General features: G+C 62.6%; 11 protein-coding genes. 3 read left to right on the forward strand and 8 right to left on the reverse strand.

Going from position 1 to position 16,369, the window contains the following annotated elements:
- Nucleotides 1-54: 54 nt before the first annotated feature.
- Together ilvN and NFI08_RS02380 are read right to left on the reverse strand one after the other, a co-directional pair.
- Nucleotides 55-546: an acetolactate synthase small subunit gene (ilvN, locus tag NFI08_RS02375; RefSeq protein WP_045994256.1), complete on the reverse strand. Its 492-nt coding sequence runs from the start codon at nucleotides 544-546 to the stop codon at nucleotides 55-57.
- Entirely contained in the window at nucleotides 546-2,270 is a 1,725-nt protein-coding gene (locus NFI08_RS02380) for an acetolactate synthase 3 large subunit (RefSeq protein WP_349586907.1), read from the reverse strand. Before NFI08_RS02380 ends, ilvN begins: the two co-directional genes overlap by 1 nt.
- A gap of 863 nt (nucleotides 2,271-3,133) precedes the next feature.
- On the opposite strand from NFI08_RS02380, the gene NFI08_RS02385 reads away from it, so the two are divergent.
- Entirely contained in the window at nucleotides 3,134-4,510 is a 1,377-nt protein-coding gene (locus NFI08_RS02385; RefSeq protein WP_108449270.1) for a sugar porter family MFS transporter, read from the forward strand.
- Nucleotides 4,511-4,765: 255 nt separating this feature from the next.
- Here NFI08_RS02385 and clpB read toward each other — a convergent pair whose 3' ends face one another.
- The 3 genes from clpB to rluD form a co-directional block, all read right to left on the reverse strand.
- Complete coding sequence (gene clpB, locus NFI08_RS02390; protein ID WP_045994253.1) at nucleotides 4,766-7,348, reverse strand: ATP-dependent chaperone ClpB; 2,583 nt, start codon at nucleotides 7,346-7,348, stop codon at nucleotides 4,766-4,768.
- Between the two features lie 160 nt (nucleotides 7,349-7,508).
- Nucleotides 7,509-8,264: a peptidoglycan editing factor PgeF gene (pgeF, locus tag NFI08_RS02395; RefSeq protein ID WP_045994252.1), complete on the reverse strand. Its 756-nt coding sequence runs from the start codon at nucleotides 8,262-8,264 to the stop codon at nucleotides 7,509-7,511.
- Nucleotides 8,261-9,220, reverse strand: coding sequence for a 23S rRNA pseudouridine(1911/1915/1917) synthase RluD (rluD, locus tag NFI08_RS02400; protein ID WP_349586912.1), 960 nt, complete (start codon nucleotides 9,218-9,220; stop codon nucleotides 8,261-8,263). The genes pgeF and rluD overlap by 4 nt, the downstream gene beginning before the upstream one ends.
- A gap of 165 nt (nucleotides 9,221-9,385) precedes the next feature.
- On the opposite strand from rluD, the gene NFI08_RS02405 reads away from it, so the two are divergent.
- Nucleotides 9,386-10,204, forward strand: a complete 819-nt coding sequence (locus NFI08_RS02405) for an outer membrane protein assembly factor BamD (RefSeq protein ID WP_045994250.1) — start codon at nucleotides 9,386-9,388, stop codon at nucleotides 10,202-10,204.
- Nucleotides 10,205-10,452: 248 nt separating this feature from the next.
- Here NFI08_RS02405 and NFI08_RS02410 read toward each other — a convergent pair whose 3' ends face one another.
- The 3 genes from NFI08_RS02410 to NFI08_RS02420 all read right to left on the reverse strand — a co-directional run bounded on the left by NFI08_RS02410 (nucleotide 10,453) and on the right by NFI08_RS02420 (nucleotide 15,846).
- Nucleotides 10,453-12,219, reverse strand: coding sequence for a purine-cytosine permease family protein (locus NFI08_RS02410; protein ID WP_108133538.1), 1,767 nt, complete (start codon nucleotides 12,217-12,219; stop codon nucleotides 10,453-10,455).
- Between the two features lie 97 nt (nucleotides 12,220-12,316).
- Nucleotides 12,317-13,642: an ABC transporter substrate-binding protein gene (locus NFI08_RS02415; RefSeq protein ID WP_349586917.1), complete on the reverse strand. Its 1,326-nt coding sequence runs from the start codon at nucleotides 13,640-13,642 to the stop codon at nucleotides 12,317-12,319.
- A gap of 572 nt (nucleotides 13,643-14,214) precedes the next feature.
- Entirely contained in the window at nucleotides 14,215-15,846 is a 1,632-nt protein-coding gene (locus tag NFI08_RS02420; protein ID WP_108449267.1) for an NAD+ synthase, read from the reverse strand.
- Between the two features lie 98 nt (nucleotides 15,847-15,944).
- Here NFI08_RS02420 and NFI08_RS02425 point away from each other — a divergent pair, with 98 nt between their 5' ends.
- Nucleotides 15,945-16,241, forward strand: a complete 297-nt coding sequence (locus NFI08_RS02425; RefSeq protein ID WP_108133534.1) for a PP0621 family protein — start codon at nucleotides 15,945-15,947, stop codon at nucleotides 16,239-16,241.
- Nucleotides 16,242-16,369: the final 128 nt, after the last annotated feature.

Genomic DNA, 16,369 nt, shown 5'->3' on the forward strand with positions numbered 1-16,369 from the left:
CCCCGAGAGGCGGCGTAACAGGTTCACCGGCTGCCCACCAGGGCCAGCGGCTTGCTAGAGGCTCAGCACCTTGTCACCACGGGCGATACCCGAGACGCCGGTGCGCGCTACTTCGAGAATGCCCACGGGGCCCATCGCCTGCAGGAAGGCGTCGAGCTTCTCGGCATCGCCGGTGATCTGCACGGTGTACAGACTCGGGGTGACGTCGACGATCTGGGCACGGAAGATGTCTACCGTGCGCTTGACCTCATCGCGGGCAGCGCCCAGCGCCTTGACCTTCACCAGCATCAACTCACGCTCGATATGGTTGCCTTCGGTGAGATCCACCAGCTTGACCACGTCGATCAGCTTGTTGAGGTGCTTGGTGATCTGCTCGATCACCCGGTCGTCCCCGACGGTGGTCACGGTCAGACGCGACAGGGTCGGGTCATCGGTGGGCGCCACGTTGAGGGTTTCGATGTTGAAGTTGCGCTGGGAGAACAGCCCCACGACCCGCGACAGCGCACCCGGTTCGTTTTCCATCAGAATCGAGATGATATGTCGCATCAGGTCCGCTCCGTCTTGGAAAGCAGCATGTCACGCATGGAGCCCAGAGGCACCTGCATCGGATAGACGTGCTCGTGCGGGTCCACCGCGACGTCGAGGAACACCAGCTCATGGGTGTCGGCGAAGGTACGCGCCAGCGCCTCTTCCAGATCCTCTTTCTTCTCGACCCTGAGCGCGGTGAAACCGTAGGCCTCGATCAGCATCTGGAAGTCCGGCAGCGACTCCATGTAGGAGTGAGCATGGCGGGACTTGTAGTTGAGGTCCTGCCACTGGCGCACCATGCCCAGCGAGCCGTTGTTGAGATTGATGATCTTGACCCCACCACCGAACTGCTTACAGGTGGAGAGTTCCTGCATCATCATCTGGAAGCTTCCTTCGCCGGTCACGCAGACGACCTCCTCATCGGGGAAGTTCTGCTTGACGCCCATGGCCGCGGGAAAACCGAAGCCCATGGTGCCGAGTCCACCGGAGGTGATCAGCCGGTTAGGCTTGTCGAACTTGTAGTACTGGGCTGCGAACATCTGGTGCTGACCCACGTCGGTGGTGACGTACGCCTCGCCACGAGTCACCCGGCAGATGGCCTCGATCACCTCCTGCGGCTTGAGCACCTCGCCGGGCCTGGACGGCTCGTAGAGCTTGCCCTTGCGATCGTCGCGCCACTCGTCGATGGTCTTCCACCAGTCCTTGAGCGCGTCGGGATTGGCGATCTCATGGCCCTGCACCAGGCTGATCATTTCGTTGATCACGCTGGCCGCAGGTCCAACGATGGGCACGTCTGCGCGCACCGTCTTGGACACCGAGCTGGGGTCGATATCCACGTGGATGATCTTGGCCGTGGGGCAGAACTTCGAGGTATTGTTGGTCACACGATCGTCGAAACGCGCGCCGATGGCGATCACCAGGTCGGCGTGATGCATCGCCATGTTGGACTCATAGGAGCCGTGCATGCCGAGCCAGCCCAGGCACTGATCGTCGCTCTGGGGGTAAGCCCCGATGCCCATCAAGGTGGTGGTGATCGGAAAGCCGAGCTGCTTGACCAGATCGGTCAGCCCCTCGCAAGCACGCCCCTGGACCACGCCACCACCGGTGTAGAACACCGGACGACGGGCCTTGAGCATCAGCTCGACGGCCTTCTTGATCTGTCCGGTATGGCCGCGACTGACCGGGTTGTACGAGCGGATCTTGACCTTCTTCGGATAGACGTACTCGTAGCGCTCGGTGGGCGCCGTCATGTCCTTGGGTATATCCACCAGCACCGGACCGGGACGCCCGGTGGCGGCGAGATAGAAGGCCTTCTTGAGCACCTCGGGAATCTCGCTCGGGTGCTTGATCGAGAAACTGTGCTTCACGATCGGCCGGGTGACACCGACGATATCGGTCTCCTGGAAGGCATCGTCACCGATCAGATGGCTCATCACCTGACCACAGAGCACGACCATCGGGATCGAGTCCATATAGGCAGTGGCGATGCCGGTCACCGCATTGGTGGCCCCCGGACCCGAGGTGACCAGTACCACCCCGGGCTTGCCGGACGCCCGTGCATAGCCGTCGGCGGCGTGGGTCGCGGCCTGCTCGTGGCGAACCAGGATGTGCTTGACCTTGTCCTGACGGAACAAGGCATCGTAGATGTGTAGTGCGGCGCCGCCCGGATAGCCGTAGATGTATTCCACGCCCTCATCCTGGAGGAAGCGGGCGATCATGTCCGCGCCTGAAAGCAATTCCACAGATGTATCTCCCCTGGAGGTCTCGAGTGCGATTCGCACCTGTCGTGGGTACGAAGTCGAGTGCAGCGGTATGCTGCTGCCGGCGCACCGGCACCTGATGCCAAACCCTGGCGTCCGTCGGCCCGGTTGGGGCCTGCACTCTCATCACGGCGGGTCACCGCGTCGGGGCGTTGGCCAGGCGGGGCGGTTAACCCGAACCTGGTAGTCCTTCGGCGGGTAGAGGCCCATTGGCCTACCCTTCACGCGGCGTTGGGGGTCACCCATCGTGCCGCGCCCGCAGTCAGGAACCCTCAAGATTCCAATAGCGCTCTGTGACTGTCAACCGCCGTTCCCATCGCGCTCGGTCAGAGCACTCTGAAAGGCCTCTTTTCGCGGGTGCAGCAAGACCAATGTCTAACGCCGTTTTCTCGAAATCTGGCCATGACGCTGCTGTAATGACGCCAGGTGACACGATTCACTTACTTTACCAGACACCGATGGAGAGGGTGCGGCGGAAAGTCGCCACGACAGCCGGAGCATGACGACAGGAGAGTTTCTCTCTGCCCCGCCCCGGGTCTGATCGGCACCGCTGACGATCAGCGAACGACTCGCCGACGCTTTCGAATCGGGTCGCTGACACTTGCCATCTGGATCGCTGACGCCTCAAGAGAGAATCGATTCATCCAAGGATTTCTCTAGGCGCAGTCCGAAAAGTCGACGAGCGAAGGTTAGACAAGGCAAAAATCGGTGAGACAGCGCAGTTTACGGGGTGTAAATGAGCATGTTGATCCGATTTTTAACGCCGTATTACCGAGCGCAGGCACTTTTCAGACAAGCCCTAGACAACCACAACAACGCCCCCCTTTCACAGGAGGTAGCACTACATGTCTCGCATCGTGCAATGGTCCATCACCGTGGCGCTGGCAGGATTCCTGTTCGGCTTCGACACCGCGGTCATCTCCGGGGCCGACAAGCCCATCCAGGCGCTGTGGGGTCTCAGCGACCTGCAGCATGGCCTGCTGATCATGTCCATGGCCCTTTGGGGCACCGTGATCGGTGCCATCTTCGGCAACTGGCCCACCGATGCGCTGGGAAGGCGCGCCACCCTGCTGATGATCGGTGTGCTGTACCTGGTCTCCGCGGTGGGCTCGGCGGTGGTGTCCGACCCCTGGCTGTTCGCCTTCTTCCGCCTGATCGGCGGCATCGGCGTCGGCATCTCGTCGGTGGCGGCCCCCACCTATATCTCCGAGATCGCCCCGCCGCGCCATCGCGGCTTTCTGGTCGCCATGTACCAGTTCAATATCGTCTTCGGCATCCTCATGGCATTCGTCTCCAACTATGTAATCGGCAGCCTGATGAGCGACGACGCCTGGCGCTGGATGCTGGGTATCGAGGCCATCCCTGCACTGATCTACACCCTGATGATCACCCGTGTACCGCGCAGTCCGCGCTGGCTCATCCTCAAGAAGAACGCTATCGAGGAAGCCGGCCAGGTACTTCGCCAGATCAACCCTGATGCCGATGTCGACGCCGAGATCAACGCCATTCGCGCCGCCGAAACCGACGAAGCGTCCGCCAAGGCCCCCTTCTTCTCGCGTCGCTATCGTCTGCCGATTCTGCTGGCCTTCCTGATCGCCTTCTTCAACCAGCTCTCGGGCATCAACTTCATCATCTATTATGCCCCCCGGGTGCTCGAAGCCGCCGAACTCGGTAGCCAGGCAGCGCTTCTGTCCACCGCCGGCATTGGTCTGGTCAACCTGGTCTTCACCATGATCGGGATGTCGCTGATCGACCGCTTCGGCCGCCGTACCCTGCTGTTCATCGGCTCGGCCGGCTATCTAGTGTCGCTGGTGCTGATCTCTCGCGCCTTCTTCGCCGACGCCCTGGGCGGACTCGAAGTCCCGCTGCTGCTGGGACTGTTCATCGCTGCCCATGCCATCAGTCAGGGTGCGGTCATCTGGGTGTTCATCTCCGAGGTCTTCCCCAACCACGTGCGTGCCCGCGGCCAATCCTTCGGTGCCTCGATCCACTGGGTCTTCGCTGCGCTGATCACCCTGGTCATGCCCTGGGTGCTGGGCACCTTCAGCGGCGGGCCGGTGTTCGCCTTCTTCGCGGTAATGATGCTGCTGCAACTGGTGTTCGTGATATTCCTGATGCCAGAGACCAAGAACGTCAGTCTCGAGGAACTGCAAAAGCACCTGGTGGGCGACAACGTACGCCTGCGACGCGTGCACCTTTCCGGCGCCCGGGCGACGCGCTAGGGCTTGGCAAGAATAAGCCCGCGCACTTCGACCTTTCAAACAGCCCCAGGCCTTGAGGAACACCACGAAAAAGCCCGCCGGGTGGGGAACCGGGCGGGCAAGGGGGTCACAGGACGCAACCTGACCTTCAGTATAGCGACCGATTAACCATTTGCTTGAGAATGGGTATTCGAATTACCAATCATGCACGAATGCCAGCCGAAGGCATCAGGCCCCTCCTTGATGAAGGGGCCTTCTTGCGTGATCGACCCGTGGTCAGCGGTCGAAACGTAACTGACCATCGTCGGCGACCACGCGGATCACGTCGCCAGCGCTGAACTTGCCGGCCAGCAGGTCCTGTGCCAGCGGGTTCTCGATCCGGCTCTGCAGGGCGCGCTTGAGCGGACGAGCGCCATAGACAGGGTCGAAGCCGACCACCGCCAACAGTGCCAACGCCTCGTCGGAGACCGTGAGCCCGAGATCGTGTTCTGCCAACCGCGTGCGCAGACGTTCAAGCTGGATGCCGGCGATCGCCTGGATCTGATCCTGGCCGAGGGCGTGGAACACCACCACTTCATCGATGCGGTTGATCAACTCAGGCCGGAAGTGGCTTCCGACCACCTCCATCACCGTCTGGCGCATGCTGTCGTAGTCGGCGTCGTCACCACCGAACTGCTGGATGATGTCGGACGCCAGGTTGGAGGTCATCACGATGACGGTGTTGCGGAAATCCACCGTGCGCCCCTGGCCGTCGGTCAGGCGACCATCCTCCAGCACCTGCAACAGGATGTTGAAGACGTCCGGGTGGGCCTTCTCCACCTCGTCGAGCAGCAGCACCGAATAGGGTTTGCGGCGCACCGCTTCGGTCAGGTAGCCGCCTTCTTCATAGCCGACATAGCCGGGAGGCGCGCCGATCAACCGCGCCACCGAGTGCTTCTCCATGAACTCGGACATGTCGATGCGCACCATGGCTTCCTCGGTGTCGAACAGGAAGTTGGCCAGCGACTTGCACAGTTCGGTCTTACCCACCCCGGTCGGGCCGAGAAACAGGAAGGAGCCGTTGGGCCGGTTGGGGTCGGCCAAGCCCGCGCGGGAGCGCCGCACCGCGTTGGCCACGGCGGTGACCGCCTCGTCCTGACCGATGACCCGCTCGTGCAGGGCCTCCTCCATGCGCAGGAGCTTGTCGCGCTCGCCCTCGAGCATCTTGGCCACCGGAATGCCGGTCCAGCGTGACACCACCTCGGCGATTTCCTCCTCGGTGACGTTGGAGCGCAAAAGCTTGTGGTGACGGGTGTCCGCCTCGGCATCGCCGCTCTCGGCAATCTTCTTCTCGAGCTCCGGAATCACCCCGTACTGCAGTTCCGACATCCGCCCCAGGTCGCCCTGGCGGCGAGCCTGCTCCAGGTCGACCCGCGCCCGGTCTAGCTCGTCCTTGAACTGGGCCGCGCCCTGGATGCTGGCCTTCTCGGCCTTCCAGATCTCGTCCAGGTCGGCGTACTCGCGCTCCAGCTCGCCGATCTGTTCCTCAAGGGTATCGAGGCGCTTGCGCGAGGCCTCGTCGGTTTCCTTCTTGAGGTGCTCGCGCTCCATCTTCAACTGGATCAGGCGACGATCCAGACGGTCCATTTCCTCCGGCTTGGAGTCGAGCTCCATGCGAATGCGCGACGACGCCTCGTCGATCAGATCGATGGCCTTGTCCGGCAGCTGACGATCGGTGATGTAGCGCGTCGACAGCTTGGCCGCCGCGATGATCGCGCCGTCGGTAATGTCGACGCCGTGGTGCACCTCGTAGCGCTCCTTGAGGCCACGCAGGATCGCCACCGTGTCTTCCTCGCTGGGCTCATCCACCTGCACCTTCTGGAAACGCCGCTCCAGCGCCGCATCCTTCTCGATGTACTTGCGGTACTCGTCCAGGGTGGTGGCACCGACACAGTGCAGCTCACCCCGGGCCAGCGCCGGCTTGAGCATGTTGCCGGCGTCCATGGCGCCCTCGGCCTTGCCCGCACCGACCATGGTGTGCAATTCGTCGATGAACAGGATGACCCGCCCTTCTTCCTGGGACAACTCGTTGAGCACCGCCTTCAGGCGCTCCTCGAATTCGCCGCGAAACTTGGCGCCAGCCAGCAGCGAGCCCATGTCCAGCGACAGCACGCGCTTGTCCTTGAGCCCCTCGGGCACCTCGCCGTTGATGATGCGGCTGGCCAGCCCCTCGACGATGGCGGTCTTGCCGACGCCGGGCTCGCCGATCAGCACCGGGTTGTTCTTGGTGCGCCGCTGCAGCACCTGGATGGTGCGACGGATCTCGTCGTCACGCCCGATCACCGGATCCAGCTTGCCGTCGGCGGCCCGCTGGGTCAGATCCAGGGTGTACTTCTCCAGCGCCTCGCGGCTGTCCTCGGCGTTGGCGTCATCCACCTTCTGGCCACCGCGCACGCTATCGATGGCGCCCTCCAGCGACTTGCGCGCAAGGCCAGCCTGGGTCAGCGCCTTGGCCACGGCATGCTTCATGGCGATTGCCGCCAGCAGTACCAGTTCACTGGCGATGTATTGATCGCCACGCTTCTGGGCCTCGGCATCGGTGAGGTTGAACAGCTTGATCAGATCCCGGGACGGCTGCACTTCGCCGTCGAACTGGGCGACCTGGGGCAGATCGTCGATCTGGCCCGCCAGGGCGTCACGCAGCCGACCGGCGTCGCCCCCCGCCTTCTGTACCAGCGCCTTGACGCCGGTGTCGCGGTTGTCGAGCAGCGCCAGCAGCAGGTGCGCAGGTTCCATCTGATTGTGCCCACGCCCCACGGCGAGGGACTGGGCGTCGGCGATAGCCTGCTGCAGCTTGGCGGTAAACTTGTCAAAACGCATCGATATCTCCTTTCGGGATGGCGATGCGTTCGGACGCACCGCTTGACCCTGTCAATGTGACTTGACAGAGATATGGCGGTGCTTTAGGGACGTTTCAAGTCTAGAGAAGCAGTTTGACGTCTAGAAGGGAGTCTCGGGATAAGTGCGACGTCGGTCCGCTCTATCGCAGCCAGATCACGCTGGCCATGCGTCCAGTGACGCCGTCGTCACGACGATGGGAATAGAAGCGTGATTCACAGGCGGTGCAGAAGTGCCCGCCGCTGACGTGGGAGACGCCAAGACGTTCAAGCCGCAGACGCGCCAGCTTGTAAAGGTCCGCCATATAGTGCCCCAGGCGATAGGGGCTCGGTTCAAAGGCGCTGGCTGCCTCGGGGTGCACGCCGCAGAAGGCCTCACGCACCTCGGGGCCAACCTCGAACTGAGCGTTGGAGATCGCCGGCCCCAACCAGGCCATCAGTTCCCCAGGCGCAGTGCCCAGGGAGGCCACGGTAGCCTCCAGCACGCCACCGGCCAGGCTGCGCCAGCCAGCATGGGCCAGCGCCACGCGCTCACCGCCACGATCACAGAAGAACACCGGCAGACAGTCCGCCGTCAGTATCACGCAGGCGTAGTCACGGGTGGTTGCCACCGAGGCATCGGCCTTGGGTATGGTGTCACTGAAACCATGCTGGACGCTGGCGCCGTGGACCTGATCGAGCCACAGCAGCGGACGCTCATCGCCCAGTTCCTTGCTCAACTGGCGCCGACAAAGCTCCACATGTTCCGGCTTGTCGCCGACGTGACTCGCCGGGTTGAAGGCGGCGTAGGGTCCCTGACTGGGGCCGGTCTCGCGGGTGGTGACGAAGGCACCGACATTGGCCGGAGCAGGCCAGTCGGGCACGATCACGCTGGGGCGCAGGTCGAGGGCATCGATCATTGCATGGTCTCCGCATCGTCACGCAGGAAGTCCAGCAGCATCAGCAGGTCATCCGGCAGCGGCGCCTGGAAGCTGACCTCCTCACCGCGACTCGGGTGGACGAAGGCCAGTCGACGCGCGTGCAGCGCCTGGCGCGGAAACTCGCGCAGGATTTCCTTGAGCGTCTGCTCCGCTCCGGGCGGCAGCTTGAGTCGCCCACCGTAAACCGGGTCGCCGATCAATGGAAAGCGCCGGTGCGCCATGTGCACGCGAATCTGGTGAGTACGGCCGGTCTCCAGCTTGCAGCGAACGTGGGTATGGGCACGAAAGCGTTCCACCACCCGATAGTGGGTCACCGCCGGCTTGCCCGAGGCGGTAACCGCCTGGCGCTTGCGGTCCTTGGGATGCCGGCCGATCGGCGCATCCACGGTGCCACCAGAGGTCATCTTGCCCACCACGATGGCGTCATACTCCCGCGACACGCTTCGCGCCTGCAGCTGCGCTACCAGGTCAGCGTGGGCGGCCAGGGACTTGGCCACCACCATCAGACCACTGGTGTCCTTGTCGAGGCGATGCACGATACCGGCACGAGGCAAGGTGGCAGCGTCGGGAAAGTGGTGCAGCAAGGCATTGAGCAGGGTCCCGTCGGGGTTGCCCGCAGCGGGGTGAACCACCAGCCCCGGCGGCTTGTTGACCACCAGCACCTGGTCGTCCTCGAACACCACCTCAAGCGGAATATCCTGCGCCTCGAAGCGAGTGTCATCCTCGATGAAGGCCTTGAGCACCAGCCTTTCACCGCCGTGGACCTTGTCCTTGGGCTTGGCCGCAGCCCCATCCAGGGTCAGGGAACCGTCCTTGATCCAACCCTTCAACCGCTCCCGGGAATAGTCGGCAAACAATTCCGCTGCGGCCTGGTCCAGGCGATAGCCTGCCATGTCGAGGGGAATGCGACTGTGGACGTCGAGGGTCTGTGACATGGTTCGGAACACTTCTCTGTGGGGATCGAAGATTGATGGCAACTCGCGCACAAAACACGTGGCCCGCAGCAGGAAGACTGCGTTTCCAGGCAAGGTGCTTTATAGTGGGCGGATCGCGGCCGATTCTACCACGGCCGACCCGGGTTGTTTGACACGAGGACCAAGATGCGCGTTTTCACTACTTCCGCCGCTCGCCTGGGCGCCCTGGTGTTGATGGGCGCGGTACTCGGCGGCTGCGCCAGCAACGACGTCGAGGAAGAGCGCTACGACGGCGCCACCGAACGCCAGCTCTACCAGGAAGGTCGCCAGGCCCTGGAGAACGGCAGCTTTACCACGGCCATGAACCGCCTGGAAGCCATCGACACCCGCTTCCCCTTCGGCGACTACGCCGAACAGGCCCAGCTCGAACTCATCTATACCTACTACGAGATGGATGACTGGGAAGCCGCCCGGGCCGCCGCCAGCCGCTTCATTCGCCTGCACCCCAACCATGCGCAGGTCGACTACGCCTACTACATGCGCGGGCTGGCCGCCTGGCAGGCCGGTCGTTTCAGCCTGGAGTCGCTCAAGGTCATCGATATCTCGGAGCGGGACCTCGGCGCTACCCGTGACGCCTACACCGACTTTACCGACCTGATCACCCGCTATCCGGACAGTCCGTACGCCCCGGACGCACAACAGCGCATCATCTACCTGCGCAACCTGCTGGCCCAGCAAGAGCTGCATGTGGCCGACTTCTACCTGCGCAAGAAGGCCTACATGGCCGCCGTGCAGCGGGGTCGCTGGGTGTTGGAGAACTACCCCCAGGCCGAGGCTACCCGCGACGCCCTGGCGGTGATGGTCGAAGGCTACCTCGGCATGGGCCTGCGTGATCGCGCCAGCGAGACACTGCAGGTGCTGATCGAGAACGACCCGGACAACGAGCGCCTCAACGGTCGTCGCTTCGAACCCAAGTACGTCGACGGCGCCCCACTGAGCGCCTGAACGACCGCAAGGCAGGCGGTGCCTTGAGGTTGCCGGCAGGCCAAAGAAAGGAGAAGGGGCCGCCCATGGGCGGCCCCTTCTTGTTGCAGCGCTTGCTGTCATTCGCTCTGCGCTTCGCTTCTTTTATCTTCGTTCAGCTCCCATCTTGACGCTCCAGGGCTGCGATCCACCATCCTTCCGCCGTCGCTGGCCTGTGGCTGCCCTTGGCGTCCACCGCAGGCCAGGCTCCGGCTATTTTCTGCTTCTACTCAACCTGTCGATGCCTGGGACGGAGTGCCCTCGGGCTCCCGACGCTTGAACTGCTTGGAGCGCTGCAGGCCCCAGTAGGCGAAGACGAAGTAGATAACCGTGCACCAGATGGTGATGTCGTAGAACAGCTCACGATTGACGTAGTACTGATACAGGTCGGGGCTTTCAAACATCACCCGCCAGGCCAGCACCGCTGGCACACCCAGTCCGACGATCCCCCACATCACCTTGATGCCCTTGGAAAGCAGTGTCTTGTCCTCCACGCCCTCGCGGTACTTTTCCGCCGCCTTGCGCCGGTGATGTTCGACCACCCGCTCGTTGAACTCCTGCTGGGCCTTTTCCTTCTCTGGATAGGCCTCACAGGCACCGGCCCTTCGCGCCAGCACCACGTAGACCAGGATCGACACAAACCAGGTCGGCAGGAACAGGTAGTAGAACGGCATCACGTCGAGGACATTGAGCCCAAAACCGAAGATCAGCGAGATACCCCAGCTGGCGATCGCCGGCCGGTTGTCGGCAAGGCCCTTGAAGTTGGCCCAGTAGCGGGTCATGCCGAGCCGCGGGAACAGCTGGTATTCGGCAAAGGCGATGCCGCCCACCGGCACCAGAATCAGGCCAGCGTAAGTCAGCAGTGGCAACATGCTGCGGTAGACGAAGGGGAAACAGCTCGCGCCCATCACCCCGAGCCCCACCAGCATGGTCACCTTCCAGCGCTTGACCTCGGGCATCAGCGCCTGGGCGGCCAGACCGGCGCGGTACAGGTTGGAATTCGCCGTGGTCCAGCCGGCCACGATCACGATCACGAAGCCGGACATTCCCAACGCGTAGAACGCCACATCGCCGGGGTCGACCACCAGGATACTGAGCTTCATGGTGGCGGCGGTGGCCGCCCCCATCAGGCCCGCCGAGATCCAGGCAACGTAGTGGCCGAACATCATGCCGGTACTGGTGGCCAGGGCGTAGCGCTTCTTGCGGGCATAGCGCAGAAGCGCCATGTCGATCAGTCCGAAGTGGGCGAAGGTATTGGCGGCCCAGGCGAAGCCAATGACCTCCCACAGCCCGATCCCCGGTTCGCCATCGGCGTTGATGCCGGTGAATACGCTGGCACTGGCGATGGCGACGAAATCCGAAAAACTCGTCAAGGTGGTAAAACCGGTCACCGACTCCGACAGCGCCGGTATCAATACCATGCCGCCGGCGGTGAACATCACCATCAGCCAGGGTGCACAGATGCTGGCGAACTCGCTCAGGGCGTTGAAGCCGAAGGCCGCGACCAGCACCACGATGGCCCCTACGGCAAAGGCGATGATGACGAAGGCCATGTCGGTGGGATAGGGCGCCACCTGAGGTGGCACATCGAAAAGCACCCGCACCGCGGTGGCAGAGACCGTGATCATGGCCGCCGAGATGGCAGCAAAGATCACCACATTGGCGCCGTTGTAGAGCTTCGCCATGACGTTGCCGGCGATGCGTTCCAGGTAGGCGAAAAGACTGAGCCGGGTGCCGACGGCGATCGGTGCGGTGATCAGGGTGAAACTCAGTATCGCCAGGGTGTTGCCGATGACCAGACCGATCAGAATGTCCCAGATGCCGGCACCGAGGCCGACGAAGGTGGCACCGATCACGAACTCGGTCGCGGCCACGTGTTCTGCGGCATACAGTCCGAGAAAGTGCTTGGCACCGTGCTGTTTATGGGGCGGAACCGGCAGCTGTTCATCGTCGACGCTGTCTAGAGATTGCTGCGGGTCAAATCCGGATGTCGCCATGGGCGCCTCCTTGTGTGTCACTCATCTCGCTTGCGGGTGAACGTCGCACCTGCGGGCTCACCCGTTCCGCCGGCTTCCTTCGAGGAGCCGATCGCCACTACTGCTGAGCAAAGCGTGCCTGCTCGGTCACCTTCTCGGTGACCCACTGAGCATCTTCGATGGCTTCCTCGGCGGAGATGTCTCCGGCCAACGCCTTGGCGAAGCGGTTACCCACCGCCGTACCGATACCCTGAAAAGCGGGGATCGCCACGTACTGAACGCCTCGATAGGGCACCGCCTGTACCGTCGGGTCATCCGGATTGGCGCTTCTCAACGATTCCAGCACCAGCTCACTGTAGGGCGCTGCCTCGCGGTAACTTGGATTGTCGTAAAGCGAAGCACGGGTCCCCGGCGGCACCTGGGACCAGCCCTCTCGCTCGGCCACCAGTTCCTGATAGCCCCTGGAGGTGGCCCAGGCGACAAAGCGCTTGGCCGCCTCGCTCTGCTCGGAACTGGTGGGAATTGCGAGCGCCCAGGCCCACAGCCAATTGCTGCGCTTGTCCAGTCCGTTATCAGGCGCCAGAGCGAACCCCACGCGATCGGCGACCTCGGAGGCCTCGGGATCGGTCACCGCGGATGCGGCCACGGTGGCATCCACCCAGATGCCGCACTTGCCCTGTTGAAACAGCGCGAGATTCTCGTTGTAGCCGTTGTCTTCCGGATTCGGCGGGCCATACTCTCCCAACAAGGTCAGATAGAGATCCAGCGCATCACGCCAGCCACCTCCCTCGAGCTGTGGCTGCCACTCTTCATCGAACCAGCGACCGCCGAAGGCGTTGGCCATGGCGGTCAACAGGGCCATGTTCTCGCCCCACCCCGGCTTGCCCCGCAGGCAGATGCCGTAGTGTTCATCGGAGCCCGAGAGCTTTTCTGCCGCCTGTGCCAGAAAGTCCCAGCTCGGCGCCCTGGGCATGCTCAGGCCCGCATCCTCGAACAGGTCCGTGCGGTACATGGTGAAGGCGGACTCCGCATAGAAGGGAGCCGCGTAGAGAACATCCTGATAGGACAGCGCCTGGCGCACGGTGGGCAGCAGATCCTCGGGCTGGTAGTCGCCAGGCATGTCGGCGATGGGTACAAGCCAGCCACGCTCCGCCCAGATGGGGGCTTCGTAGGTGCCGATGGTAACGATGTCGAAGCGCCCCCCGGAGGTGGCGATATCGGTGGTGACCTGCTGGCGCAGCGTACTCTCGTCCAACGTCACCCAGTTGAGCTGAATATCGGAATTCCCCGCGACAAAGTCCTCGCTCAGCTCTCGCATCCGCAGCATGTCCCGGTTATCCACCGTGGCAATGGTCAACTCGGCAGCCACGCCATGCTGGGCAAACACCGCCCCACCCCCTATCACCAGCGCACAAGCGGTTTTAACTCGAAAGGACGTCATCATTCGCGCTCCCTCTGCCGGCGTTATAGGTTCCTGTTCTAAAAAACCTTAGCACCATCGAGTCGCCCCAACATTGAAATGTCGCGCTTTATTTACCGGGACATTGGTCTAAACACACCCAGAAACCACTATTACAAATTAATTTAATTAGGCATATATGATTTCAAAAAACCCATGAAAAACAATGGCAAGGAATAAATCTGCGCCTATCCCCCTGAAAACAACCATACTAGTTCAGCAAGAACTGCGATATCGCCTACACCTCGCACCGCACTCTTCTTCATTACCTTTACGATGCCTATTGGCGCTTCAGTCATGAAGGCTTAAATCATCTCTTCCGACGAATATACAAAGTGACGTCGATCACCGTGTAAAAACGGCGTACGCATCAAAGCAAATACCATCTAATGGTCGCGGGGCTTTAGCGAGCGCAAGAGAAACCCCGGCCCGGGAAATCATGACCAACGACGGGAAGTGACGTCACAAACAGCGAAGGGTGAGCATAACATCGCCACCCGCCGAGCCGATCTGGCCCGACGGGTGGGGTACCGACAAGAGGAAAGAAGCAGGTCTCGTCAGAGGCCCGGTTGCCATCCATTGACGATAGGATAACGACGGTCACGGCCGAAGCCGCGCTGGGTCACGCGCACGCCTACCGGTGCCTGGCGGCGCTTGTACTCGCAGCGGTCCACCAGCTTGACCACCTTGTAGACGTCCTCGGCGCTGAAGCCAGCCTCGATGATCGCCTCGGCGCTCATGTCGCCTTCGATGTAGCGCACCAGAATGGCGTCCAGGGTGTCATAGTCCGGCAGCGAGTCGCTGTCCTGCTGGTCCGGCGCCAGTTCCGCCGAGGGCGGACGCTCGATGACACGCTCCGGGATCACCAGGTTCTCGGTATTGCGCCAGCGCGCCAGGCGATATACCCAAGTCTTGTAGACGTCCTTGATGGCGTTGTAACCGCCGACCATGTCACCGTAGAGGGTGGCGTAGCCCACCGCCATCTCGCTCTTGTTGCCGGTGGTCAGGACCATCAGGCCCTTCTTGTTGGACAGCGCCATCAGCAGCACACCGCGACAGCGCGACTGGAGATTCTCCTCGGTGGTATCGCGCTCGGTACCCTCGAAACTCTCGGCCAGGGTGTCCATGAAGGCTTCAACCATGGGCGCGATCGGCATCACTTCATAGCTGACCCCAAGCAGACGGGCCTGCTCGGCGGCGTCTTCCTTGGAAATGTCGGCGGTGTAGTGATACGGCATCATCACCGCATGGACCCGCTGGGGGCCGAGTGCATCCACCGCGATGGCTAGCGACAGGGCCGAATCGATGCCGCCAGACAGCCCCAGCACCACGCCCTTGAACCCACTTTTGTTGACGTAGTCACGCAGACCGGTGACCAAGGCGCTGTAAAGGTCTTCCTCCGGCGCCACGTCCAGATCCACCTCGCCCTGGCGCGGGGTCCACTTGCCCTGCTCCTCGACGAAGTGCACCGGGCTCAGCCAGATATCCCAGTGCGGCGCCTGCACCGCCAGCTTGCCTTCGGCGTCGACACAGCAGGAGCCACCGTCGAACACCAGCTCATCCTGACCGCCGATCTGATTGACATAGACCAGCGGCAGGCCGACGTCACTGGCACGCTGCTCGAGAAGCTCGAGCCGCTCGGCTGGCTTGTTCTGGTGGTAGGGCGAGGCATTGAGGGTGACCAAGATATCGGCACCGGCGTCGCGAGCCTGGCGGACCGGCGCTTCCTGCCAGATATCCTCGCAGATCAGAATCCCGAGCCTGGCGCCCTTGTGTTCCACCACCAGCGGCGTGTCTCCGGGCTGGAAGTAGCGCTGCTCATCGAATACCTGATAATTGGGCAGGGCCTGCTTGGCGTACTCATCCAGCCACTGGCCGTTGTAGAGCACGCCGGCCATGTTGTGCAGCGCGCCCTCGCGACGGCCGGGATAGCCCACGATGACCATGACGTCGCGGACCATCTTTTCCGCCATGCGGGTACGCGCCTCGCGCAGGCGGGTCTCCATCGACGGCCTCAGCAACAGGTCCTCGGGCGGATACCCGGTCAAGAACAGTTCCGGCAGAACAACCACGTCGGCGCCGTGCTCGAGGAAAGCCTCGCGTACGGTCTCGATGGCCCGGTCGGCGTTGCCGGGGATGTCGCCGACCAAGGGGTCGAGCTGCGCCATCACCAGAGTCAGGTCTTGCATGAGCGGAGAAATCTCTCGAGAATCGGGGGGATCAGCCCCCATTGTCCCGCAAGGGCCGCCAACAGGCAAAGGCCGCCTCCAATCCGTGTGGAGTAAGGATGAACCTCTTGATAATCCGCCTTCTGATCTTCGCCGTGGTGTTCTTTGCCGGGCTCAAGCTTTATCGCATGTACCGCGAGTGGAAGTTTGAGCAGCAGGATCAAGGCCCCACCTCCCATGAGGGTGGCAAAATGGTCCGCTGCACCTGGTGCAAGGTACACCTGCCAGAGCAGGACGCCCTGCGCGAAAAGGGCGAGTGGTTCTGCTGCGGTGACCATCGTGACAAGTTCATCACCGAAAGCCGCCAAGGCGACGATGCTGACGGCGATAACGGCGATGACACCCAGGGGCGTTAGACGCCCCTTTCTCAGAGCTTGACGCCCGCAGCATGGCGACGACCGGACGTCGAGCCTCGCCATGCCGCGCGCCTGCCGCACTCACTCGTTCTCGCCAAAGACTGCTCGTCTCCTCCCGCCTTTCTCGC

It is taken from the genome of Halomonas sp. EF61 (assembly GCF_040147045.1).
GTDB classification, from domain to species: Bacteria; Pseudomonadota; Gammaproteobacteria; order Pseudomonadales; family Halomonadaceae; genus Halomonas; species Halomonas litopenaei.